The sequence below is a fragment of the Pseudomonas sp. LPB0260 genome (assembly GCF_013388395.1).
The window spans coordinates 1,109,636-1,131,262 of record NZ_CP058247.1 but is presented as its reverse complement, the minus strand read 5'-3'; the positions used below and the strand labels follow the sequence as shown (position 1 = coordinate 1,131,262).

Here is a 21,627-nt window from a genome sequence, read left to right as displayed (position 1 = left end):
CCCTGGGCAGCCCGGCGGAGAAGAGCATGGTGGTGAAGATCGAACAACGCATCACGGGCTTCCAGCTGGTCGACGAGGCGCCGCCCTCGCCGGCCGCCGAGGTCGAGGCGACGCCCGCCCCGGTGCAGATGGACGAGACCCTGCAGCGCCCGGAAACCCTGTTCGGGGTGACCTACAAGATCAAGTCGCCGCTGTTCGAGCATGCCCTGTACGTCACCATCAACGACATCCTGCTCAACGCCGGCACGCCCCACGAGCAGCGCCGGCCCTTCGAGATCTTCATCAACTCCAAGGGCATGGAGCACTTCCAGTGGATTGTGGCGCTGACCCGGATCATGTCGGCGGTGTTCCGCAAGGGTGGCGACTGCACCTTCCTGGTCGAGGAACTGAAGGCGGTGTTCGACCCGCGCGGCGGCTACCTCAAGCGCGGTGGGGTTTACATGCCGTCGCTGGTGGCGGAGATCGGCGCGGTGCTGGAGCGCCACCTGACCGCCATCGGCCTGCTCGAGGGTCATGAGCTGGATGAGCAGCAACGGCGCCTGCTGGCGGAGAAGTGGGCGGTCTACCAGGCCAGCCAGGACGCCGCCTCGGTGGAACCCGGCGAAGGCTTCCCACCCGGGGCGCAGCTGTGCGGCAAGTGCCAGACCCAAGCGGTGGTGCAGCTGGAGGGCTGCGCCACCTGCCTCAATTGCGGCTATTCCCGGTGCGGCTAAGGCAGCTGCCGTAGGGTGCGCCGTGCGAGCCGGTCACACCGTAACCGGCAAGCGGTGCGCAGGGCGCACCCTACGGGCCGCTACAGGGCGAACGGCAGGGGCAGGTCGACCCGCTGGCGCTGGGCAAGGCGGCGGAGGAACTCGTTGGGGTCGTGGATCAGCACTTCCTGGCCGGCGAAGGACTCGGCGGCGATCAGCCGCGACAGCCAGAAGCGCACGCAGGCCACACGTAGCATGGCTGGCCACAGCTCGGCCTCGGCGGCGCCGAACGGCCGCAGCGCGGCATAGGCGCCGAGCAGGGCCTGGGCGCGGGGCTGATCGAGGCTGCCGTCGGGCTCCGAGCACCAGTCGTTGAGGGTGATCGCCAGGTCGTAGAGCATCGGCCCCGAGCAGGCGTTGTAGAAGTCGATCACCCCGGTCAGGTGGTTGCCGTCGAACAGCACGTTGTCGCGGAACAGGTCGGCGTGCAGGTTGGCCCGCGGCAGGGCGAGAATCCTCGCCTTGAGCGCGGCGATTTCGGCCAGGGCGTCGCGCAGCAGCGGCAGGTCGGCCTCCGGCAGCTTCAGGGCCAGGCTCGGGCCTTCGGCGAGCATCCAGTCCAGGCCGCGGTCGCTCTTGCGCTCGAGAATGCGCCCGCGGGTGGCCAGGTGCAGGTGGGCCAGCAGGCTGCCGACCTCCGCGCAGTGATGCGCATTGGGCTGGGTGATGTGCTTGCCGGGCAGGCGCGGCTGCAGCAGCGCCGGCTTTTCCGCCAGCTCGCGCAGCGCCTCGCCGGCCTCGGTACGCAGGGCGTAGGGCACCGGCAGGTCGGCCTCGTGGAGCACGTCGAGCAGTTCGATGAAGAACGGCAGGTCGCCGCTCGGGCCGCGCTCTATCAGGGTCAGGACGAATTCGCCCTGCTCCAGGCTGACGAAGAAATTGCTGTTCTCGCTACCGGCGGCGATGCCCTGGAAGTCGCGCAGGCGACCGAGCCCGTAGGGCGCGAGAAAGGCTTCCAGTTCATGGCGTTCGAGGGGGGTGAAAACCGACATATCAGGATCGCTTTACCATTTGAAGATTTCCCACGCCGGAATCAGCATGTCCGGATGGTCGGAGCGCACGAAGTTGCCATCGCTGCCATCGGCACGCACCAGGAAGTAGGGTTTGCCGCCTTTCGGCGTGACCTTGATTGCATAGAGGAAGCCATTGACCCGGTATTCCTCGATGGTCTTGTCGCCCTCCTGGCGAATGGTCACGTCCGGATCGCCGGACACCGGGTCCTCGGCGTGGACCGCGACGGAACCAAGCGCCAGCACGCAGGCCAGCATCAGGCGATTGAGTGTGTGCATGATAACCTTGTCCTTTTGTCGTCATTGGTGCAGTCATTCTAGCGCTGCCCCCGCCGAAAAGGTTGATCCTGCTCATGAGCCAAGCCCCTCTCGTCCTGGTCGACGGGTCCTCGTACCTGTACCGCGCCTTCCACGCCCTGCCGCCGCTGACCACCTCCAAGGGCCTGCCCACCGGCGCGGTCAAGGGCGTGCTGAACATGCTCAAGAGCCTGCGCAAGCAGTACCCGGACAGCCCCTTCGCGGTGGTCTTCGACGCCAAGGGCGGGACCTTCCGCGACGAACTCTATGCCGAGTACAAGGCCAACCGGCCGTCGATGCCCGATGACCTGCGGGTGCAGGTCGAGCCGCTGCACGCCAGCGTGCGCGCCCTGGGCCTGCCGCTGCTGTGCGTCGAGGGGGTGGAGGCCGATGACGTGATCGGCACTCTGGCCCGGCAGGGCGCCGCCCAGGGCCGCGACGTGGTGATTTCCACCGGCGACAAGGACATGGCGCAGCTGGTCTGCCCGCACGTTACGCTGGTCAACACCATGACCGGAAGCGTCTACGACGTGGATGGCGTGAAAGAGAAATTTGGCGTCGGTCCCGAGCTGATCATCGACTACCTGGCGCTGATGGGCGACAAGGTCGACAACATTCCCGGTGTCCCCGGGGTCGGCGAGAAGACCGCCCTGGGCCTGCTGGTCGGCCTCGGCGGCGGCCTCGACGTGCTCTACGCCAACCTCGACAAGGTCGCGGAACTGCCGATCCGCGGCGCCAAGACGCTGTCGGCCAAGCTCGCCGAGCACCGCGAGATGGCCTACCTGTCCTACGAGCTGGCGACCATCAAGCTGGACGTGCCGCTGAACATCGAGATCGACGCCCTGCACCCGGGCGAACCGGACCGGGCGGCGCTGGCCGAGCTGTACGCCGAGCTGGAGTTCAAGAGCTGGCTGGACGAGCTGCTGCGCCAGGACAAGCGCCTGGCCGAGCAGGCCGCGGCGCCGGCCGGCGACCTGTTCGCCGCGCCAACCGACGCGGCGGCAGATGAGGCCGCCGCCGTCGAGTCGGACTACCAGATCGTCCTCGAACAGGCGCAGCTCGAGGCCTGGCTGGACAAGCTCAAGGGCGCCGAACTGATTGCCTTCGACAGCGAAACCACCAGCCTCGACCCCCAGCAGGCGCAGCTGGTCGGCCTGTCCTTCGCAGTCAGTGCCCACGAGGCGGCCTATATCCCCCTGGCCCACTCCTACATGGGCGTGCCCAAGCAGCTGGATCGCGACGCGGTGCTCAGTGCGCTCAAGCCGATCCTCGAGGACCCGACCAAGGCCAAGGTGGGCCAGCACGCCAAGTACGACATCAATGTCCTGGCCAACGCCTCCACGCCGATCCATGTGCAAGGCGTGGCCTTCGACACCATGCTCGAATCCTATGTGCTGGACGCCACCGCGACCCGTCACGACATGGACAGCCTGTCCCTCAAGTACCTCGGCCACAGCACCGTGCGTTTCGAGGACATCGCCGGCAAGGGCGCCAAGCAGCTGACCTTCGACCAGATCGCCCTGGAGCAGGCCGGGCCCTACGCGGCGGAAGACGCCGACATCACCCTGCGCCTGCACCAGTGCCTGTGGGCCAAACTCGAGGCCGAGCCGTCCCTGGCCAAGGTGCTGCGCGAGATCGAGATGCCGCTGGTGCCCGTGCTGGCGCGTATCGAGCGCCAGGGCGCGCTGGTCGACGCCAAGCTGCTCGGCCAGCAGAGCCAGGAGCTCGGCGACAAGCTGGTGGAGCTGGAGCGCCAGGCCTTCGCCATCGCCGGCGAGGAGTTCAACCTGGCCTCGCCCAAGCAGCTGGGGGTGATCCTCTACGACAAGCTCGGCCTGCCGATTCTCAGCAAGACCGCCAAGGGCCAGCCGTCCACCGCCGAGGCGGTGCTCGCCGAGCTGGCCGAGCAGGACTTCGAGCTGCCCAAGGTGCTGATGCAGTACCGCTCCTTGAGCAAGCTCAAGAGCACCTACACCGACCGCCTGCCGGAGCAGATCAACCCGCGTACCGGGCGCATCCACACCAGCTACCACCAGGCGGTGGCGGCTACCGGGCGGCTGTCCTCCAGCGACCCGAACCTGCAGAACATCCCGATCCGCACCGCCGAGGGCCGGCGCATCCGCCAGGCCTTCGTCGCGCCCAAGGGCTACAAGCTGCTGGCCGCCGACTATTCGCAGATCGAGCTGCGCATCATGGCCCACCTGGCCAAGGACGCCGGCCTGCTGGACGCCTTCCGCCATGACCTCGACGTGCACCGCGCCACCGCCGCCGAGGTGTTCGGCGTGGCCCTGGACGAGGTGAGCACGGACCAGCGGCGCAGCGCCAAGGCGATCAACTTCGGCCTGATCTACGGCATGAGCGCCTTCGGCCTGGCCAAGCAGATCGGCGTCGACCGCAAGCAGTCCCAGGCCTATATCGACCGCTATTTCGCCCGCTATCCGGGGGTGCTGGCCTACATGGAGCGCACCCGCGAGCAGGCGGCCCAGCAAGGCTTCGTCGAGACCCTGTTCGGTCGCCGCCTGTACCTGCCGGAGATCAACGCGAAGAACCCGGCCCTGCGCAAGGGCGCAGAACGCACGGCGATCAACGCGCCGATGCAGGGCACCGCCGCGGACATCATGAAGCGCGCCATGGTCGCCGTGGACGCCTGGCTGAGCGAGTCCGCGCTGGACGCCAAGGTCATCCTGCAGGTGCACGACGAACTGGTGCTGGAGGTGCGCGAGGACCTGGTCGAGCAGGTCGGCGAGCGGATCAAGGCGCTGATGGGCGGCGCCGCGGAGCTGGACGTGCCGCTGCTGGTCGAGGTCGGGGTGGGCGACAACTGGGACGAGGCGCACTGAGCCCCGGGCTGGTGGAGCCGGCGCCCGGGGCACAGGGCGCGGGCTCTTTAGAATCAGAATCTCTCAACTATTGGGGTTTTTATTACCAATAGATTTTAAAAAGCGCCTGAACTTTGCGTTTGCGCGGGCAGTCAGAGTCTAGGAATGGCCGACAGGCCCTTCGATGCTCCTGATGTTGTGTTAAGTGTTGGCAGACATCTGAACCCCGCCCTAGCGGTTCAGAGCCTTAAACCCCGAACTTCTCCCTCCCCATACGAAGCTCGGGGTTTTTTTTGTCCGCAAGAAAGTCTCCGCGCCCCTCCGGCTGCCTGCTCAGTCCTCGGCCGCGGCCGTCTGGCCCAGCTCCAGCCAGTTGGCCAGCACCGCCTGGGCCTCTTCCACGCCCTGGCGCTTGGGCGCCGAGAACAGCTGGATGCTGACCCGCTCGCCCCAGCCCTTGCGAATCTCCTGCTGGACCTTGAGCAGGGCGTTCTTGGCCGCGCCGAAGGCCAGCTTGTCGGCCTTGGTCAGGAGGATGTGCATGGGCATCTGGCTGGCGCCCGACCAGTCCAGCATCATCTGGTCGAACTCGGTCAGGGGGTGACGGATATCCATCATCAGCATCAGGCCGCGCAGGCTCTCGCGGCTGCCCAGGTAGGCCTCCAGGTGTTTCTGCCAGTGCTGCTTCAGCGGGATCGGCACCTTGGCGTAGCCGTAGCCGGGCAGGTCGACCAGGCGGCGCTCGTCGTCGAGGCGGAAGAAGTTCAGCAGCTGGGTACGCCCCGGGGTCTTCGAGGTGCGCGCCAGGCTGGCATGGGTCAGGGTATTCAGGGCGCTGGATTTGCCGGCGTTGGAACGGCCGGCGAAGGCCACTTCATAGCCGAGGTCGTCCGGGCACTGGTCGACCTTGGCGGCGCTGATGAGAAAGCTGGCCTGTTGGCACAGACCGATAATGGGGTTCTTGGCTTGCATCGGGGCATCCGTTGAGGGCGGGCGTGGGAGGTGGGACAGCGCGTGGCCCTTGCGACATTTGCGCGCAGCCTGCCGGGCGCAGCGGCGCGCGGCAAGTGGCGTCGTTTCCGTTTCAGTGGCGCCAGTATATAATGCCGGCGATTTTGTGTGCGCTTTGTCCCAACTGCTGGATAGGTGTTCACGGGAACGCGATAGATCATCTGCCCGTAGAAAGCAGGCCGTTCCCCTCCCCGATGAGGCTGATCTCATGAAAAAAATAGTGCTAGCCGCCGTTGTGTCGATGCTGTCGCTCCAGGTCCAGGCCGCTCAGGACCCGGAGGCCGTGTACGCTCGCGCCTGTGCGGCCTGTCATAACGGTCAACTGCCGATGGCGCCGAAACGGGGTGACAAGGCTGCCTGGGAGCCGCGTCTGGCCAAGGGCATGGACGTACTGGTACAGAACGTCACCAATGGTCTGAATGCGATGCCGCCCCGCGGTTTGTGCATGGACTGCACCGCAGAGGACTACCAGGCGGTCATCGAATTGATGGCCGAGTAGGTCCGACGCAAAACTCTTTCTCTCTTAGCCGTAGTTGGATTAGCTGATGAACAAAGTACTCGTGAGTCTGCTGTTGACCCTGGGCATCACCGGCCTGGCCCAAGCCGCTGGCGGTGACGCTACCGCCGGTCAGGGCAAGGTCGCCGTGTGTGGTGCCTGCCATGGCGCCGATGGCAACAGCGCTGCACCGAACTTCCCGAAACTGGCCGGTCAGGGCGAGCGCTACCTGCTCAAGCAACTGAACGACATCAAGTCCGGCAATCGTGGCGTGGTGGAAATGACCGGCCTGCTGGACAACCTCAGCGAGCAGGATCTGGCCGACATCGCGGCCTACTACGCCAGCCAGAAGATGAGCGTCGGCGCGGCGGACCCGAAGCTGGTGGCTCGGGGCGAAGCCCTGTTCCGCGGCGGCAAGCTGGACCAGGGCATGCCGGCCTGCACCGGCTGCCATTCGCCGGACGGCGCCGGCCTCGACGCGGCCGGCTTCCCCCAGCTGGGCGGCCAGCACGCGGCTTACGTGGCCAAGCAGTTGACCGACTTCCGCGAGGGCAACCGCACCAATGACGGCGACAGCCAGATCATGCGCGGCATCGCGGCCAAGCTCAGCAACAAGGACATTGAAGCGCTGTCCAGCTACGTGCAAGGCCTGCACTGATGCGGAAACAGCCTGCAATGCTGTGACAGGGAAAGGGTGGCTTCGGCCACCCTTTTTCGTTTGTCGCCCCGCTACAATGCTTGGAACCCGGAACCGCCCCGGCGGGTCGAACGCTGGTCGCCACAGGGCGCCGCTCAATCGTCAAGGAGTCACACATGCGTAACCTGATTCTCAGTGCCGCCCTCGCCACCGCCAGCCTGTTTGGCATGGCTGCTCAGGCCGAGCCGATCCAGGCCGGCAAGCAGTACGTCGAGCTGACCAGCCCGGTGCCGGTGTCCAAGCCGGGGCAGATCGAAGTGGTCGAGCTGTTCTGGTACGGCTGCCCGCACTGTTATCAGTTCGAGTCGACCATCAATCCGTGGGTCGAGCAGCTGCCCGAGGACGTCAACTTCGTGCGCGTGCCGGCGCTGTTCGGTGGCGTGTGGAACGTCCACGGCCAGGCCTTCATCACCCTGGAAAGCATGAAGGTCGAGCAGAAGGTACATGACGCGGTGTTCGAGGCCATCCACAAGCAAGGCAAGAAGCTGGCCACCCCCGAGGAATTGGCCGAGTTCCTCGCCACCCAGGGCGTCGACAAGGACAAGTTCCTCAGCACCTACAACTCCTTCGCCGTGAAGGGGCAGATGGAGAAGGCCAAGAAGCTGGCCATGGCCTACCAGATCAGCGGCGTGCCGGTGATGATCGTCAACGGCAAGTACCGCTTCGATATCGGCAGCTCCGGCGGCCCGCAGCAGGCCCTGCAGGTGGCTGACCACCTGATCGCCCAGGAGCGTGCCGCGCAGTAAGCGGCACGCCGCGAGCGCCGAGCATGTTGCGCAGATGGTCCAACGCACGCCAGGCAGGCTTGTGTGATCCGCGGGTCAACCCGGGCTGCGCACCTGCCGCCGACTGGCCCAGTGGCGGCCGTCTGCGTCTGCTCAGCTTCAATATCCAGGTCGGCATCAGCACCGAGCGTTATCGCCACTACCTGACCCGCGGCTGGCAGCACCTGCTGCCGCACCCCGGGCGCGCCGGCAACCTGCAGCGCATCGGTGCCCTGCTCGCCGACTACGACCTGGTGGCGCTGCAGGAGGCCGACGGTGGCAGCCTGCGTTCCGGCTTCGTCAACCAGGTCGAGCACCTGGCCCACCTCGGCGCCTTCCCCTACTGGTACCAGCAGCTCAATCGCAACCTCGGCCGCCTGGCCCAGCACAGCAACGGCGTGCTCAGCCGCCTGCGCCCCAGCCTGCTGGAGGACCACCCGTTGCCGGGGCCGCCCGGGCGCGGGGCGATGCTCCTGCGCCTCGGCGAGGGGCCCGATGCCGTGGTGGTGGTGATGATGCACCTGGCCCTCGGCGCGCGCACCCGCACGCGCCAGCTGGCCTATATCCGCGAGCTGATCGGCGACTACCGTCACCAGGTGCTGATGGGCGACATGAACACCCATGCCCGCGACCTGCTGCAGCACTCGCCGCTGCGCGATCTAGGCCTGCTGGCGCCGCAGCTCGAGGCGACCTTTCCCAGCTGGCGGCCGCAGCGCTGCCTCGATCACATCCTGCTGAGTCCGCAGCTGCAGCTGGAGCGTTTCGAAGTGCTGTCGCTGCCGATCTCCGATCACCTGCCGGTGGCCGTGGAGATTCGCCTGCCGAACGGTGCCGAGTCGCGCCGCACGCCGGTGCTGAGTGGTACCCGCGCGGGGGACCTGAGATGAGCGACGACGCGCAGCGCTGGAAGGACAAGTACCTGGCCAGCCTCGAGCAGCAGGAAAAACTCGAGCGGCGCTGGGACGCCCGCCTCGACCTGATGCGCCGCGGCCTGGTGCGCAGCAGCCTGGCCGCCGAGGGCGCCGACAAGGCGGTCGATCAATGCATGCAGGATCTGCGCGAGATCCTCCGCCGCGACGACATCGATGTCGGCCTCGCGGCCCTGGTGCCGCGCCTGGAACGGGCGGTGCTCGACTCGGAAAAACAGCGCCAGCAGCGCATCGCCCAGGTCGCCGGCGCGCTGGCGGGGCTGGTCGAGCCGCTGCTCGAGCTGGACCTGCCGCGCGAGGTGCACAAGCCGCTGAAGCGCTTCGCCAAGGGCCTCGACGCGCGCGTCGGGCAGATGCGCGAGCTGCCGGTGCTGCTCGCCGAGCTGGCGCAGTTGCAGCAGCGGGCGCTGGCCGAGCGCAGCCAGGGCCAGCCCGCGCGGCCCGGCCTGCTGCAGCGCTGGTTCGGTGGACGTGACGGCAGCGAGCCGTTGGCGCCCGGCGCCGCGCCAGGCGCTGCCGCTGCTGCGCCTGCGCTCGAGGCGCCGGCAACCCGGCAGGCGCCGCCCCAGGCACTGCCGCCGGGCGCGGCGGCCCTCGCACCGGCGGCAGCCGTGGCCTCGTCGGCACAGGCAGACGCCGCGCCCATGGCCGAACGGACGCCTGGCCTGCCGCCGCTGGACAGCCTGCCCGCGCCGGCGGACCTGCTGCCGGGCGCGCAGGCTGTGGAGCCAGAGCCAGAGCCAGAAGCGGAGCAGCTAGCCGATGCCGGGCTGGTGGAGCCCGCGCCAAGCGAGCCGGTGGCGGATGTCGAATATGCCTTGCCGGCGCCGCCCGAACCCGGCTACAGCGCCATTGCCGAGCGTGTCGAGGCGAGCCTGCTCGGCCTGCTGGATGAGCTGCCCCTGCCGGAGCGTCACCAGGCCCAGGCCGACCTGCTGCGCGAGCGGATCCGCGCCGGCCTGAACCTCTACGAGCTGGTGCCGGTGCTGGACGACCTGGCCGTGCTGATGCTGGCCATCGCCGATGTCGGCCAGCGCGACTTCGAGGTCTATCTCAAACAGCTCAACGAGCGCCTGGCGACCTTCCAGGGCTCCCTGCAGGACGCCCACGAGGACTACGCCGAGTCCCTCAGCGTGGTGCGCGGGCTGGACAGCGAACTGCGCCAGCAGGTCGACGGCCTGCACAGCAGCGTGCGCCAGGCGACCGACCTGGGCAGCCTGAAGGAGCTGGTGGAGAGTCGCCTCAATGGCCTGCTCGACACCATGCAGCAGTACCAGCGCCAGCGCGATGAACGCGACCAGCAGGTGGGCGGGCGGCTGCAGACGCTGGTCGAGCGGGTGGCGCACATGGAGGAGGAAGCCAAGGGCTTTCGCCAGCACCTGGAAGAGCAGCGGCAGAAGGCCCTGCTTGACCCGCTCACCGGGCTGCCCAACCGCGCCGCCTGGGGCGAGCGACTGGACCTGGAGCTGGCCCGCTGGCAGCGCTACGGCGGCGACCTGCTGCTGGCGATAGTGGACATCGACCACTTCAAGGGAATCAACGACGCCTACGGTCACCTGGCCGGGGACAAGGTGCTGAAAATCATCGCCCAGGAGCTGCGCAAGCGCCTGCGCAAGATCGACTTCATCGCCCGCTTCGGCGGCGAGGAGTTCGTCCTGCTGCTGCCCTCGACCCCGCTCGACGGCGGCCTGCAGCTGCTGGAGACGCTGCGCGAGGGAATCCAGGGCTGCCCGTTCCACTTCCGCGGCGAGCGGGTGGGCATCACCCTGTCGGCCGGCATCAGCGCATTCGCCGAGGGCGAGCGCAGCGACCAGGTCCTGGAGCGCGCCGACCAGGCGCTGTACCGGGCCAAGCGTGGCGGGCGCAACCGCATCGAGCGCGGCTGAGGCACGCCGCCTGCGGCGTCAGGCGGCCTTCGGCAGGTAGGGCCGCCAGGTCTCCGGGATCTGTTCCAGACGTGGATAGTTCAGTGCCTGCAGTTGCCGCTGCGGCAGCAGGAACGGCGTGTGTCGCAGGTGCGGGGGCAGGTGGCGCAGCTCCGGCAGCCAGAGGCTGACGTAGGCGGCGTCGCGGTCATAGGCGCGGGCCTGGCGCAGGGCGTTGAACATCCGGCTGCGCTGCGGGTCGCAGGCGACCCCGGCGAGGTAGGCCCAGTTGCCCCAGTTGCTGGCCGGGTCGTAGTCGAGCAGGTGCTCCTCGAACCAGGCGGCGCCATGCCGCCAATCCTGTTGCAGGTCGTTGATCAAATAACTGGCGACCACCTGGCGGCCGCGGTTGGACATGAAGCCGGTGGCCGCCAGTTCGCGCATGTTGGCGTCCACCAGCGGCAGGCCGGTGCGCCCCTGGCACCAGCGCTGGAAGCGCTGATCGAGCCGCCGCGGCGCGCGCTCGGTGGCCTTCACCCCGCCGGCGCGGAACAGCGCGGCGCCGTGGCGCACCAGGGTCCAGCGGAAGAACTCGCGCCACAGCAGCTCCAGCCACAGCGCATAGGTCGAGTCGTTGCGCCCGGCCTGGGCCTCATGGCGGCGCAGCTCGGCGACGATACGCCGGGGCGACAGGCTGCCGTTGGCCAGCCACGGCGAGAACTTCGACGAGTACTCGCTGCCGAGCAGCTGGTTGCGGGTCTGCTGGTAGTGACGCACCGCCTGGCTGTCCCACAGGTAGTCACGCAGCCGCGCCTGGCCGGCTGCTTCGCCACCGGAGAAGGGAAAGGCGCTGGCCGGCACGCTGAGCGGCTCGCCGAGGCCCAGCCGGGACAGGCCGGGCAACGGCTGCAACAGCGCCTCGGCACCTTCGGGCAGCGGCGGCATTCGGCTCGGCGCCGGTTGTGGCTGAAACACCTGCAGGCGCTGCTCGAGCAGTTCACGGAACTGGCTGTACACCGCCGGCAGCTGGTCGACCGCGCAGGGCAGTTCGGCGCTGCGCAGCAGGCCGTTACCCTCCAGTCGTTGCAGCGGCACTTCGCCGAGGCCACGCTGCACCCGCTCGAGCTGGGCGCGCTCGTCCGGGGCGATCTCCTCCAGGGTCAGCACCCGGTCCAGGCCCAGGCGGCTGACCAGCCGGGGGATCACCTGCTCGGCGCGGCCCGGCAGCACCAGCAGCTGGGAGCCGCGCTGGCGCAAGGCGCCATTGAGCGCGGCGAGACTCTCCAGGAGGAAGCGCGTGCGGTGCACGCCGAGGCGGCGCATGCCGTATTCGCCCGGCTGCAGCAGCGCCGGGTCGAAGACGAACAGCGGCAGCAGGCGTTCGGCGCTCAGGGCGGCCTGCAGGGCCGGGTGGTCGTCGAGTCGCAGATCCTGTTTGAACCAGAGCAGGGCGTGCATAGCGGGGTCCTCGCAAGCCTGACAAAGCCCAAAGGGAAACTACTGCAGGGGCGTCCCTACTCTGTCCCACTGCTGCCGCCCTGTCAGCCACGGGCTGACGGGCGTGGCCGATCCGCCGGCTGAAGGACGCTTTACCGACAGACGGACGCCGCGCTTGTCACTAAACTGTGGCGATGCGTTAAGGAGTGCAGCATGGAAATTTTCGGCATCGCCGCGTTGATCTTTCTGGTCACCGACCCCTTCGGCAATATCGCCATCTATATCGCCGCCCTGAAGAACGTCGCGCCCAAGCGCCGCCTGTGGGTGGCCGGCCGCGAGCTGCTGTTCGCCCTGGCCCTGCTGCTGCTGTTCCTCACCTTCGGCGACAAGGTGCTCAGCGGCCTGGGCCTGTCGCGCGAGGCGACGGCGATCGCCGGCGGCATCATCCTCTTCGTCATCGCCATGCGCCTGATCTTTCCCAGCCCCCAGGGCCTGCTCGGCGACGTGCCGGACGGCGAGCCGATGCTGGTACCGCTGGCCACGCCGGCGGTGGCCGGGCCCTCGGCCCTGGCGGTGCTGATGACCCTGCGCAACACCCACGAGGGGCCGCTCTGGGAGCTGTACCTGGCGGTCGTCCTGGCGTGGGCGGCCACCGCCTTCATCCTCCTGCAGGCCTCGTTCCTGCAGCGTTTTCTCGGCGCCCGCGGGCTGACCGCGGTGGAGCGGCTGATGGGCATGCTGCTGATCATGCTCAGCGTCGACATGCTGCTGGACAACCTGCAAAGCGTGCTGCACATCCGCCCATGAGAGTGCTGTGTCTTGCCCTCTGTCTGGCCCTGCTCGGCGGCTGCGTCCACGGCCCGCGCGTCGATACTCAGTACAGCGCCTTCGGCCAGAGCAGCCGGGTGCAGTACGTCATCCTGCACTACACCTCGACCGACATGGCGCGCTCGTTGCGCCTGCTGACCGAGGGCGAGGTGAGCAGCCACTACCTGATCGGCGATGCGCCGGCGACCATCTACCGGCTGGTCGACGAGGACCGCCGCGCCTGGCACGCCGGGCAGAGCCAATGGCAGGGGCGGACCTGGCTCAATGGCACCTCGATCGGCATCGAGCTGGTCAACCAGGGCTATAGCGAGGGCCCCGACGGGCGCACCTGGCAGGCCTATCCACCGGAGCAGATCGATGCGCTGATCGCGCTGCTCAAGGACATCGTGCAGCGCCACCAGCTGGCGCCCGGCAGCATCATCGGCCACAGCGACGTGGCGCCGCAGCGCAAGGTCGATCCGGGCCCGCTGTTCCCGTGGAAGCGCCTGGCCGAGGCCGGCCTGCTGCCCTGGCCGGACGCCCAGGCGCTGGCGCGCCAGCGGGCGCTGTTCGCCAACAGCCTGCCGAGCGTGGCCTGGTTCCAGGCGCAGCTGGCGCGCCAGGGCTACGAGGTGCCCGCTCACGGCGAGCTGGATAAGGCCACCCGCAACGTGCTGGCGGCCTTCCAGATGAAATACCGGCCGCAGCGCTACGACGGCGAGCCGGATGCCGAGACGGCGGCGTTGCTGCTGCTGCTCAACGAGCAGGCCTGAGCCGCGGCGCCTAGACCGGCAGCTCCAGGTAGAAGCGCGCGCCCTGCCCCGGTTGCGACTGCACGCCGATGCGCCCGCCGTGCAGCTGCACGATCTCCTTGCACAGCGCCAACCCGAGGCCGGCACCGCCGGCCTTGCCGCCGACCTGGACGAAGGGCTCGAAGATGCGCGCCTGCTGGCCGTAGGCAATGCCCTCGCCGTCATCCTCGACGCTCAGCTCCAGCCGTTCGCCGCGGCGTTGCGCCTGCAGGCGGATGCAGCCGCCGCTGTGGCCATGGCGCAGGGCGTTGCCGATCAGGTTGTCCAGCACCCGTTCGATCTGCAGGCGATCGAGCGGCACGCGCGGCAGCCCCTGCGGCACTTCCAGGGTCAGCGTGATGCCGCGCTGTTGCGCCCGCTCGGCGAAACGCTGACGGGCCTGGCCGAGCAGCTCACCCGGGTCGCAGGGCGCGCGCTCGAGCTTCTGCAGGCCGTTCTGGTAGCGGGAGAAGTTCAACAGGTCGTCGATCAGGCGCAGCAGGCGCTGCATTTCCTCGTCGAGGGTCTGCAGCAGGTCGGCTTCGCGCGAGTCGGCGGGGAACTGCAGGCGCTCCTGCAGCAGCCCGAATGCCATGTGCATGCCGGTCACCGGGGTGCGCAGTTCGTGGGAGGCGCGCAGCACGAACTCGCTGCGCACCCGCTCGAAGGCGCGCTGCTCGGTGACATCGTGCAGCACCATCACCGCGCCGAGCAGGTGGCCCTGGTCGTGGCTCACCGGGGTCAGGTTGTAACTCAGCAGGCGCGATTCGCCGCCGGCTTCGATCGCCAGGTCGGCAGGTGCCTGCCGCAGGGTTTCGCCCTGCAGCACCCGGTGCACCTGCTCATCCAGTTCGGGGTGTTGCAGCGCCCGCCCGAGGGGCTGGCCGAGCTGCTCCTGCTGCCAGCCGAGCTGGCGCCGGGCGACCGGGTTGAAGTGTTCCAGGCGGCCGCGCCGGTCGACGATCAGCAGGCCGTCGCTGATGCTGTCGAGCACCGCCTGCAGGCGCCGCTGCTCGGCCAGCAGCGCCTCGACATTGCTGTTGCGCACCTGGCGCAGGGTCTCGGCCATGAGGCCGAAGCGCCGACTCAGGGCGCTCAGCTCGGCAATCGGCGACAGCGGCAGGGTGACCTGGAAGTCGCCCTGGCCGATCTGGTCCGAGGCGCGCGCCAGGGCCTCGATCGGTTCACCGAAGCGCTGGGCAAAGCTGTGGGCGCTGATGAAGCCGAGCAGCAGCACCGCCAGCCCCACCAGGCCGAGCAGCACGGTGACCAGCCAGGCGTGGCGCCGGGCGTCCTGCTGGGCGCTGTCCACCGCCGCCACGTAGCGCTGCTGCACCGCGTTGATACGATCGCGCAGGGTCTGCAGGGCCTGGACGAAGGTGTCGTCGTTGAGCAGTCCGCGGCGCACCGCCAGCGGCTGGTCCAGCAACCGCTCGAACAGCGCGTAGGCGCTGGCGATCGCATCCAGCGCCTGGCGGTCGCTGGCGCTCACCGCGCCCTCCCGGGCCTCGTCGAGCCAGCCCTGGAAGCGCCGGTTGGAGGCCTCCAGGGCCGCGCGGTCGAGGGTGTCGCTGAGCATCAGGATCACCTGGGTGCCCATCTCCTGGCGCAGGCCGAGGGAGGCCTCGATGATCGCCAGGTTGCGGGTCATGGCCTGGCTCTGCGCCTTGGTCAACTGCCACACGCCGAACATGCCCAGCAGCAGGCCGAGCAGGGCCAGGGTGATCAGCGCGCTGCTGCCGAGGAACAGCTGGCCGCGCAGCTTCACAGGCCCAGCTGCTTGCGCTTGCGGTACAGGGTCGAGGCGTCGATGCCGAGGGTCCTGGCGGCCTGCTCCAGGGTCGCGCTGTCCGCCAGCACCGCGGCGATATGGGCCTTCTCCAGTTCGTCCAGGCTCAACTCGGCGCCGACCCGCGGCGCGCTGCTCGGCGGTTGCTCGCCGAGGCCGAGGTGGGCGAGGCCGACCCGCTCCTCGGGGCAGATGATGCTGGCCCGCTCGACGACGTTGCGCAGCTCGCGGATATTGCCCGGCCAGGCGTAGTCCAGCAGCGCGGCGCGGGCCTCCTCGGCAAAGCCGCGTGCGGGGCGGGCGTACTCCTTGACGAAGCGGGCGAGGAAACGCTCGGCCAGGTCGAGGATGTCCTCGCGGCGTTCGCGCAGCGGCGGCAGGGTCAGGCTGATGACGTTGAGCCGATAGAGCAGGTCCTCGCGGAACTGGCCCTGCGCGACCATGGTCGCCAGGTCGCGGTTGGTCGCCGCGAGGATGCGCACGTCGGCCTGGCGGGTCACCGGGTCGCCGACCCGTTCGTATTCCTTGTCCTGGATGAAGCGCAGCAGCTTGGGCTGCAGGGTCAGGGGGAAGTCGCCGATCTCGTCGAGGAACAGGCTGCCGCCGTCGGCCTGGCTGACCCGCCCCTGGGTGCTCTCGCTGGCGCCGGTGAAGGCGCCGCGGCTGTGGCCGAACAGCTCGCTTTCCATCAGCTCGGCGGTCAGGGAGGGGCAGTTGATGGTCACGCAGGCCTTCTTCGCCCGTGGGCTCCAGGCGTGGATGGCGCGCGCCAGCTCGCCCTTGCCGGTGCCGGATTCGCCGAGGATGAGAATGTTGGCGTCGGTGTCGGCGACCTGGCGGGCGGTCTCCAGCACCGCCATCATCGCCGGGCTGTTGGAGTCGAGCTCGTTGCGCGTCTTGCGCACCTCGCCCTCCAGCGCCTCCAGGCGCGCCGCCAGCTGGCGCACCTCCAGTTGCTTGGCCGCCGCCAGGCGCAGCTGTTCGGGGCTGCACGGCTTGACCAGGTAATCGCAGGCGCCGGCCTGCATGGCGTCCACCGCGCTATCCACTGCCGAGTGGGCGGTGACGATGACCACGCGGGTCCAGGGCGCCTGGTTGCGCATCTGGGCGAGCAGGTCCAGGCCGTTGTCGTCGCCCAGGCGCAGGTCGAGGAAGCACAGGTCGAAGACCTGGCGCTGCAGCAGGGCCTCGGCCTGGGCCGCGCTGCTGGCCGTGGCCACCTGGTAGCCCTGGTCCTCCAGGCAGTAGCGGAAGGTGCGCAGGATCGCCGCTTCGTCGTCGACCAGGAGGATGCGTCCGTTCTGTCGTTCTGCTGCTTGCATGTGCCTGCTCCGATGGCTGGGTGAACAGATTAGTCCAGGGATCGTCTTGCAAGTTGCACGGTGCACGAGGGGGAATCTTGCAATCTGCATGTCGATGGAGCAAGGGATGGCTTACTAACGTATTGATAAATATAGGTTTTGGTGTTCGTTCAAGGCTGGCACAGGGCTTGCGATGTTATCCGTAGCGGCTGCCACAAGCGGCCCGAACATGGATAGCAAAATGGAGGAACCGCCATGCATCAGTTGAAATCCCTGGCCCTGGCCACTGCCACCGCCGGCCTGCTCGGCCTGACGCCACTGCTCGCCCAGGCCGGCGACGGTGACATGACTCGCCAGCTCAGCGAGGCACGGCAGGAAGGCTCGATTTGGACGGCCTACGCACTGAACCGTCACCTCAATCCGTTCAGCCTGGAGGTCGAGGTGGAGAACGGGCGCGCCACCCTCACCGGCACCGTGGAAAGCGAGGTCGAACGCGACCTGGCCACGCAGCTGGCCCTGGGTATCGAGGGCGTCAGCGAGGTCGACAACCAGCTGCGGGTCGACCCGGATGTCGAGCCCAAGGACGCCAGCAAGCCGAGCCTGGCCCAGCGCTTTGACGACGCCACCCTGGCGGCCACGGTCAAGTCGCGCCTGCTGTGGAACAGCAACACCGAGGGTCTGGACATCCAGGTCAGCGCCGAGAACGGTGCCGTGACCCTGCGCGGTAACGCCCAGACGCCGGCGGCCAAGGAGCTGGCCGGGGCCCTGGCCGGCAACACCGAGGGCGTGCGCGAGGTGTTCAACCACCTCAGCGTCAGCCGGGCCGACAGCAGTGCGGCCCAGGTCGAGGATGCGGTGGAGGACGCCGGTGCGGCGATCAGCGATACCTGGATCACCAGCAAGGTGAAGTCCAGCTTCCTCTACAGCCGCAATCTGGACGGCCTGAACATCTCGGTGGCCACCGACAACGGCCTGGTCAGCCTCAGCGGCACGGTGCTCAGCGATGCCGAGAAGCAGCTGGCCATCGAGACCGCGAGCAACATCCGCGGCGTGCGCGGGGTGGACGCCGACGCCCTGCGCGTCGACAGCTGACCAGGCACGCGCCATCACTCGCGCCGGCCGTCCCTCGGCCGGCGACTGCAAACCGGCGCCGCCTGGCGCGGCGCCCAAGCACTCAGGAGAAACAGCATGAGCAACAAGACCGCGCAACTCAACGAGCTGATCGAGATCACCCGCGACGGCCAGCGTTTCTACGAGCACGCCCTCGACGAGGTCAAGGATGTGCGCCTGCAGGCACTGTTCCGCGACATGTCGCGCAGCAAGCAGCAGATGATCGAGGCGCTGGCGGTGAAGGTCGCGGCCAATGAAGAGGCGCCGGCCACCGGCGGCACCCTGCTGGGCAAGCTGCGCCAGGTCTATGCCGACTCGCGGGCGACCCTGTCCAGCGACGAGGAGGCGACCTACGTGGCCCAGTTGGAAGAGGCCGAGGATCGCATCCTGCACGCCTTCGAGGACGCCCTGGAATGTGCCGAGACGGATGTGCAGGCGCTGATCGCGGTGGAAATGCCCAAGGTGCGCGCCTGTCACGACCGCATGCGCGGCCTCAAGCACGAGATGCAGTGAGACGCAGGCCGGGACAGGGAGGTCCCGGCCGGCCCGGCCATCGTGCAAAACGCCCGATGGTCATCGGCCAATCCTGCAAGATGCCCGATTCCGCCGATCCCTATTTTTTATAAGTATCTGAATTTGTTTGTCTTTTATTTTATAGGCGGCTGGCATGCCGGCTGCAACGATTGCTCTGCAACGAGCCCCCGCCGACGACAAGGAGCTTGAAGATGACGAGCCGAAACCTATCCGTTGCCCTGATCGGCAAGGGCCTGCTGGCCGGCGCCGCACTGATCCTGCTGCTGGTCGGCGAACAGAGCCTGGATACCCGGCCACAGTGGCAGTCGCGGCCACAGCCGAGCGCCGCGCTGTTGCCGGTGCGCCAGGCGCCCGAGGTGGACCGCATCAGGCGCTTGCCCGAGCCGCGCGAAATGCCGCGCCAGCGCAGCTGGGTGTTCTAGTCCGGCGTCGGCGGCGCCGCCCATGGCGCACCGCCGGCCCGCCCTGAAGTAGCAACAAGCCAAGAGGAGAACCGCCATGCTTAGCTGGGCCATAACCTTCCTGATCATCGCCATCGTCGCCGCGGTACTGGGCTTCGGGGGTATCGCCGGGGCCGCCACCGGCATCGCCAAGATCCTCTTCGTGGTGTTCCTGGTGATGTTCGTCGTCTCCTTCATCATCGGCCGCCGTCCGCGCGGCTGAGCCCGCGCAGCCGGGCGCTGCCCGGCTCCTGCCTGCCCGCCATGGCGCGCCATTCGTGCGCGCCAGCACCCTCCACGTACAGTCCCCGTTCCTGCAGCCCTCAGGCACGCTATTATCCGCCGCATCGTTTGGGGGGATGAATCATGCTCAATGGCCTGTGGCTGAGTTTTTTCCTGGTGGCGGCGGTGGCCGGCCTGTCGCGTTGGCTGCTCGGTGACGACCCGGCGGTGTTCGCCGCCATGGTCGAGAGCCTGTTCGCCATGGCCAAGCTGTCGGTGGAGGTGATGGTGGTGCTGTTCGGCACCCTGACCCTCTGGCTCGGCTTCCTGCGCATCGCCGAGAAGGCCGGCCTGGTCGATCTGCTCGGGCGCGCCCTCGGTCCGCTGTTCGCGCGGCTGATGCCCGAGGTGCCGCGGGGCCATCCGGCGCTGGGCTTCATCACCCTCAATTTCGCCGCCAACGGCCTGGGCCTGGACAACGCCGCCACGCCGATCGGCCTCAAGGCCATGCGCGCGTTGCAGGAGCTGAATCCGAGCCAGACCGTGGCGAGCAATGCGCAGATCCTCTTCCTGGTGCTCAACACCTCGTCGCTGACCCTGCTGCCGGTGAGCATCTTCATGTACCGGGTGCAGCAGGGCGCCGACGACCCGACCCTGGTGTTCCTGCCGATCCTCCTGGCCACCAGCGCCTCGACCCTGGCCGGCCTGCTGGCCGTGGCCCTGGTGCAGCGCCTGCGCCTGTGGGACCCGGTGGTGCTGGCCTACCTAATTCCCGGGGCGCTGCTGCTCGGCGGCTTCATGGCCCTGCTCGGCGGGATGAGCGCCACGGCGCTCGCGGCGTTGTCCTCGCTGCTCGGCAACCTGACCCTGTTCGGCCTGATCCTGTTGTTCCTGCTGGTGGGGGCGCTGCGCCGGGTGCCGGTGTACGAGAACTTCATCGAGGGCGCCAAGGAAGGCTTCGACGTGGCCAAGAGCCTGCTGCCCTATCTGGTGGCGATGCTCTGCGCGATCGGCGTGCTGCGGGCTTCCGGCGCCCTGGACATGGGCCTCGACGGGGTGCGCGCGCTGGTCCAGGCGCTCGGCTGGGACACCCGCTTCATCGACGCCCTGCCCACTGCGCTGATGAAGCCCTTCTCGGGCAGCGGGGCGCGGGCCATGCTCATCGAGACCATGCAGAACTTCGGCGTGGACAGCTTCCCGGCCCTGGTGGCCGCCACGGTGCAGGGCAGTACCGAGACCACCTTCTACGTGCTGGCGGTGTACTTCGGCGCGGTGGGCATCCAGCGCGCGCGCCATGCGGTGGGCTGCGCGCTGCTGGCCGACCTCAGCGGGATCATCGCCGCCGTCGCGGTGTGCTACTGGTTCTTCGGCTGAACCGGCAGCGCCAGCTCATCGACCTCCAGGGCCGCGTCCGTCGGCGCGACGGGCGCGGCTGACGGCGCGGCAGCCTTAGGCGCCAGGACCTGGAAGCGCAGCACGCCGATCATCTGCCCGGCCTCGGTGACGACCTGGACCTGCCAGCGACCGAGGGCGTCGCCGGGGAAGTTCTGCTTGCGGGTCCAGGCACGATAGCCCTGCTTGCGCCCGCCGTGGATGGTCAGGGCGATGCGCTCGATCTCCTTACCCTCGTGCAGCCAGACATGGTAGATGCGCTCGTCCAGGCCGCGCGGCGCGCTGATCGCGGCGTAGGCGTAGAGGCCCTGGCGGCGCAGCTGCTCGAGGTCGAGCTGCTTGACCCGCTTGCCCGGCGCGCGCCGGTAGCCGTCGAACTCGCTGGACAGCGCCACCTCGGTCAGCCACAGGGTCGCCGGCGGCACCCAGAAGCGCGCCAGCCAGCCGCCGGCGCCGAGTGCCAGGGTCAGGCCGAGCAGCAGCAGGCCGCGCCACCAGCGCGCCACGTTGATGCTGCCGTACAGGCTGGGGAACGACAGCAGCACCGCCACCGCCAGGGCCAGCTGGTAGCTCTGCGCCGTGGTCAGCTTGAGGATGATCGGCAGCGCCGTGAGCAGCACGACGAACAGCGTCAGGGTGTGGAACGCCAGGAACAGCCAGCGCCGCGGCGCTAGCCAGCGGTAGTACAGCGGATCGATGATCGACACCAGCGCGGCGCCGGCGAGCAGGCCGCTGAACAGCGCCTGACCGCTGTTCCAGGTGGTGGTGATGAAGAAGAACGGCAGGACGAAGAACAGGCTCTCCTGGTGGATCAGCTGGGTCGCGTAGCGCAGCAGCGGCGGCGGCAGCTCGAGGCCGAACCAACGGGCGATGCTCGCGCGCAGCAGGTTCTCCAGGGTCAGCCACAACCAGCTGACCAGCATCACCAGGGCCAGCACGCTGGCCAGCTGCGCCTGGCGCTCGACCAGCAGGAAGCTGGCCAGGCCGGAGGCGAAACCGAAGATCGCCACCAGCCACGGGTGGCGCTGGATCAGGGCGATGAGTCGCGGCAGCTTGGCGATGCCGCGGTGGAGCATGGACGGTGGCAAGGGCAGGCTCACGGCGAAGGGCGACGGACGGGCCAAGGATACTGCATCCGCCACCTCCGGACGGCGACGGCCTGAC

General features: G+C 68.5%; 21 protein-coding genes. 14 read left to right on the top strand and 7 right to left on the bottom strand.

Annotated features, from left to right (window positions below):
* The first annotated feature begins 26 nt into the window (after positions 1-26).
* Positions 27-713 (top strand): NrdJb, encoded by a 687-nt coding sequence (locus LPB260_RS04835; protein WP_208707534.1) that lies wholly within the window; start codon positions 27-29, stop codon positions 711-713.
* An 80-nt stretch (positions 714-793) separates the two neighbouring features.
* Here LPB260_RS04835 and LPB260_RS04830 read toward each other — a convergent pair whose 3' ends face one another.
* Together LPB260_RS04830 and LPB260_RS04825 are read right to left on the bottom strand one after the other, a co-directional pair.
* On the bottom strand, positions 794-1,744 hold the full coding sequence (locus LPB260_RS04830; protein WP_208707532.1) for a homoserine kinase: 951 nt from the start codon (positions 1,742-1,744) through the stop codon (positions 794-796).
* A 12-nt stretch (positions 1,745-1,756) separates the two neighbouring features.
* Complete coding sequence (locus LPB260_RS04825) at positions 1,757-2,041, bottom strand: DUF2782 domain-containing protein (RefSeq protein WP_208707529.1); 285 nt, start codon at positions 2,039-2,041, stop codon at positions 1,757-1,759.
* A 74-nt stretch (positions 2,042-2,115) separates the two neighbouring features.
* Between LPB260_RS04825 and polA the strand changes: the two genes are divergently transcribed.
* A complete protein-coding gene (polA, locus tag LPB260_RS04820) occupies positions 2,116-4,899 on the top strand; it encodes a DNA polymerase I (protein WP_208707527.1) in 2,784 nt (927 codons plus the stop codon).
* Between the two features lie 312 nt (positions 4,900-5,211).
* Here the strand turns inward: polA and yihA are convergent, their stop codons facing one another.
* Entirely contained in the window at positions 5,212-5,850 is a 639-nt protein-coding gene (yihA, locus tag LPB260_RS04815; RefSeq protein ID WP_208707524.1) for a ribosome biogenesis GTP-binding protein YihA/YsxC, read from the bottom strand.
* A 247-nt stretch (positions 5,851-6,097) separates the two neighbouring features.
* Between yihA and LPB260_RS04810 the strand changes: the two genes are divergently transcribed.
* From LPB260_RS04810 to LPB260_RS04790, 5 genes are all read left to right on the top strand, one after another.
* Positions 6,098-6,388, top strand: a complete 291-nt coding sequence (locus LPB260_RS04810) for a cytochrome c5 family protein (RefSeq protein ID WP_208707522.1) — start codon at positions 6,098-6,100, stop codon at positions 6,386-6,388.
* Positions 6,389-6,434: 46 nt separating this feature from the next.
* A complete protein-coding gene (locus LPB260_RS04805; protein WP_208707519.1) occupies positions 6,435-7,043 on the top strand; it encodes a cytochrome c in 609 nt (202 codons plus the stop codon).
* 155 nt (positions 7,044-7,198) lie between these two features.
* A complete protein-coding gene (locus LPB260_RS04800; protein WP_208707517.1) occupies positions 7,199-7,828 on the top strand; it encodes a thiol:disulfide interchange protein DsbA/DsbL in 630 nt (209 codons plus the stop codon).
* Positions 7,829-7,851: 23 nt separating this feature from the next.
* Positions 7,852-8,733: an endonuclease/exonuclease/phosphatase family protein gene (locus LPB260_RS04795; RefSeq protein WP_208707514.1), complete on the top strand. Its 882-nt coding sequence runs from the start codon at positions 7,852-7,854 to the stop codon at positions 8,731-8,733.
* On the top strand, positions 8,730-10,661 hold the full coding sequence (locus LPB260_RS04790) for a GGDEF domain-containing protein (RefSeq protein ID WP_208707511.1): 1,932 nt from the start codon (positions 8,730-8,732) through the stop codon (positions 10,659-10,661). Before LPB260_RS04795 ends, LPB260_RS04790 begins: the two co-directional genes overlap by 4 nt.
* 18 nt (positions 10,662-10,679) lie before the next feature.
* Here LPB260_RS04790 and LPB260_RS04785 read toward each other — a convergent pair whose 3' ends face one another.
* A complete protein-coding gene (locus tag LPB260_RS04785; protein WP_208707509.1) occupies positions 10,680-12,098 on the bottom strand; it encodes a DASH family cryptochrome in 1,419 nt (472 codons plus the stop codon).
* A 192-nt stretch (positions 12,099-12,290) separates the two neighbouring features.
* Here LPB260_RS04785 and LPB260_RS04780 point away from each other — a divergent pair, with 192 nt between their 5' ends.
* Positions 12,291-12,884 (top strand): MarC family protein, encoded by a 594-nt coding sequence (locus LPB260_RS04780; RefSeq protein ID WP_208707507.1) that lies wholly within the window; start codon positions 12,291-12,293, stop codon positions 12,882-12,884.
* The gene (locus tag LPB260_RS04775; RefSeq protein WP_208707504.1) at positions 12,881-13,657 is read left to right on the top strand and encodes an N-acetylmuramoyl-L-alanine amidase; all 777 of its coding nucleotides are present in this window, start codon (positions 12,881-12,883) and stop codon (positions 13,655-13,657) included. The genes LPB260_RS04780 and LPB260_RS04775 overlap by 4 nt, the downstream gene beginning before the upstream one ends.
* Positions 13,658-13,667: 10 nt before the next feature.
* On the opposite strand, the gene LPB260_RS04770 is transcribed toward LPB260_RS04775, so the two are convergent.
* Together LPB260_RS04770 and algB are read right to left on the bottom strand one after the other, a co-directional pair.
* Positions 13,668-15,443 carry a KinB sensor domain-containing domain gene (locus tag LPB260_RS04770; RefSeq protein ID WP_256625498.1) on the bottom strand — a complete coding sequence of 592 codons (1,776 nt, stop codon included), beginning with the start codon at positions 15,441-15,443 and terminating at the stop codon, positions 13,668-13,670.
* Complete coding sequence (gene algB, locus LPB260_RS04765) at positions 15,440-16,786, bottom strand: sigma-54 dependent transcriptional regulator (RefSeq protein ID WP_208707501.1); 1,347 nt, start codon at positions 16,784-16,786, stop codon at positions 15,440-15,442. Before algB ends, LPB260_RS04770 begins: the two co-directional genes overlap by 4 nt.
* 234 nt (positions 16,787-17,020) lie before the next feature.
* On the opposite strand from algB, the gene LPB260_RS04760 reads away from it, so the two are divergent.
* The 5 genes from LPB260_RS04760 to LPB260_RS04740 all read left to right on the top strand — a co-directional run bounded on the left by LPB260_RS04760 (position 17,021) and on the right by LPB260_RS04740 (position 20,445).
* Entirely contained in the window at positions 17,021-17,857 is an 837-nt protein-coding gene (locus LPB260_RS04760; RefSeq protein ID WP_208707498.1) for a BON domain-containing protein, read from the top strand.
* A gap of 96 nt (positions 17,858-17,953) precedes the next feature.
* Positions 17,954-18,388, top strand: coding sequence for a PA2169 family four-helix-bundle protein (locus LPB260_RS04755; RefSeq protein WP_208707496.1), 435 nt, complete (start codon positions 17,954-17,956; stop codon positions 18,386-18,388).
* Positions 18,389-18,600: 212 nt separating this feature from the next.
* Positions 18,601-18,831: a hypothetical protein gene (locus LPB260_RS04750; protein ID WP_208707494.1), complete on the top strand. Its 231-nt coding sequence runs from the start codon at positions 18,601-18,603 to the stop codon at positions 18,829-18,831.
* Between the two features lie 76 nt (positions 18,832-18,907).
* Positions 18,908-19,072 carry a DUF1328 domain-containing protein gene (locus LPB260_RS04745; protein ID WP_208707492.1) on the top strand — a complete coding sequence of 55 codons (165 nt, stop codon included), beginning with the start codon at positions 18,908-18,910 and terminating at the stop codon, positions 19,070-19,072.
* A 143-nt stretch (positions 19,073-19,215) separates the two neighbouring features.
* Positions 19,216-20,445: a nucleoside recognition domain-containing protein gene (locus LPB260_RS04740; protein WP_208707491.1), complete on the top strand. Its 1,230-nt coding sequence runs from the start codon at positions 19,216-19,218 to the stop codon at positions 20,443-20,445.
* On the opposite strand, the gene LPB260_RS04735 is transcribed toward LPB260_RS04740, so the two are convergent.
* Positions 20,427-21,539, bottom strand: a complete 1,113-nt coding sequence (locus LPB260_RS04735) for a DUF5924 family protein (protein ID WP_208710049.1) — start codon at positions 21,537-21,539, stop codon at positions 20,427-20,429. The two genes, LPB260_RS04740 and LPB260_RS04735, sit on opposite strands and share 19 nt — an antisense overlap.
* Positions 21,540-21,627: the final 88 nt, after the last annotated feature.

Bases quoted from the DNA above. Each gene is read 5' to 3' on its own strand.
- LPB260_RS04835 (WP_208707534.1), top strand. From the start codon at position 27: ATGGTGGTGAAGATCGAACAACGCATCACGGGCTTCCAGCTGGTCGAC.
- LPB260_RS04830 (WP_208707532.1), bottom strand. From the start codon at position 1,744: ATGTCGGTTTTCACCCCCCTCGAACGCCATGAACTGGAAGCCTTTCTC.
- LPB260_RS04825 (WP_208707529.1), bottom strand. From the start codon at position 2,041: ATGCACACACTCAATCGCCTGATGCTGGCCTGCGTGCTGGCGCTTGGT.
- polA (WP_208707527.1), top strand. From the start codon at position 2,116: ATGAGCCAAGCCCCTCTCGTCCTGGTCGACGGGTCCTCGTACCTGTAC.
- yihA (WP_208707524.1), bottom strand. From the start codon at position 5,850: ATGCAAGCCAAGAACCCCATTATCGGTCTGTGCCAACAGGCCAGCTTT.
- LPB260_RS04810 (WP_208707522.1), top strand. From the start codon at position 6,098: ATGAAAAAAATAGTGCTAGCCGCCGTTGTGTCGATGCTGTCGCTCCAG.
- LPB260_RS04805 (WP_208707519.1), top strand. From the start codon at position 6,435: ATGAACAAAGTACTCGTGAGTCTGCTGTTGACCCTGGGCATCACCGGC.
- LPB260_RS04800 (WP_208707517.1), top strand. From the start codon at position 7,199: ATGCGTAACCTGATTCTCAGTGCCGCCCTCGCCACCGCCAGCCTGTTT.
- LPB260_RS04795 (WP_208707514.1), top strand. From the start codon at position 7,852: ATGTTGCGCAGATGGTCCAACGCACGCCAGGCAGGCTTGTGTGATCCG.
- LPB260_RS04790 (WP_208707511.1), top strand. From the start codon at position 8,730: ATGAGCGACGACGCGCAGCGCTGGAAGGACAAGTACCTGGCCAGCCTC.
- LPB260_RS04785 (WP_208707509.1), bottom strand. From the start codon at position 12,098: ATGCACGCCCTGCTCTGGTTCAAACAGGATCTGCGACTCGACGACCAC.
- LPB260_RS04780 (WP_208707507.1), top strand. From the start codon at position 12,291: ATGGAAATTTTCGGCATCGCCGCGTTGATCTTTCTGGTCACCGACCCC.
- LPB260_RS04775 (WP_208707504.1), top strand. From the start codon at position 12,881: ATGAGAGTGCTGTGTCTTGCCCTCTGTCTGGCCCTGCTCGGCGGCTGC.
- algB (WP_208707501.1), bottom strand. From the start codon at position 16,786: ATGCAAGCAGCAGAACGACAGAACGGACGCATCCTCCTGGTCGACGAC.
- LPB260_RS04760 (WP_208707498.1), top strand. From the start codon at position 17,021: ATGCATCAGTTGAAATCCCTGGCCCTGGCCACTGCCACCGCCGGCCTG.
- LPB260_RS04755 (WP_208707496.1), top strand. From the start codon at position 17,954: ATGAGCAACAAGACCGCGCAACTCAACGAGCTGATCGAGATCACCCGC.
- LPB260_RS04750 (WP_208707494.1), top strand. From the start codon at position 18,601: ATGACGAGCCGAAACCTATCCGTTGCCCTGATCGGCAAGGGCCTGCTG.
- LPB260_RS04745 (WP_208707492.1), top strand. From the start codon at position 18,908: ATGCTTAGCTGGGCCATAACCTTCCTGATCATCGCCATCGTCGCCGCG.
- LPB260_RS04740 (WP_208707491.1), top strand. From the start codon at position 19,216: ATGCTCAATGGCCTGTGGCTGAGTTTTTTCCTGGTGGCGGCGGTGGCC.
- LPB260_RS04735 (WP_208710049.1), bottom strand. From the start codon at position 21,539: ATGCTCCACCGCGGCATCGCCAAGCTGCCGCGACTCATCGCCCTGATC.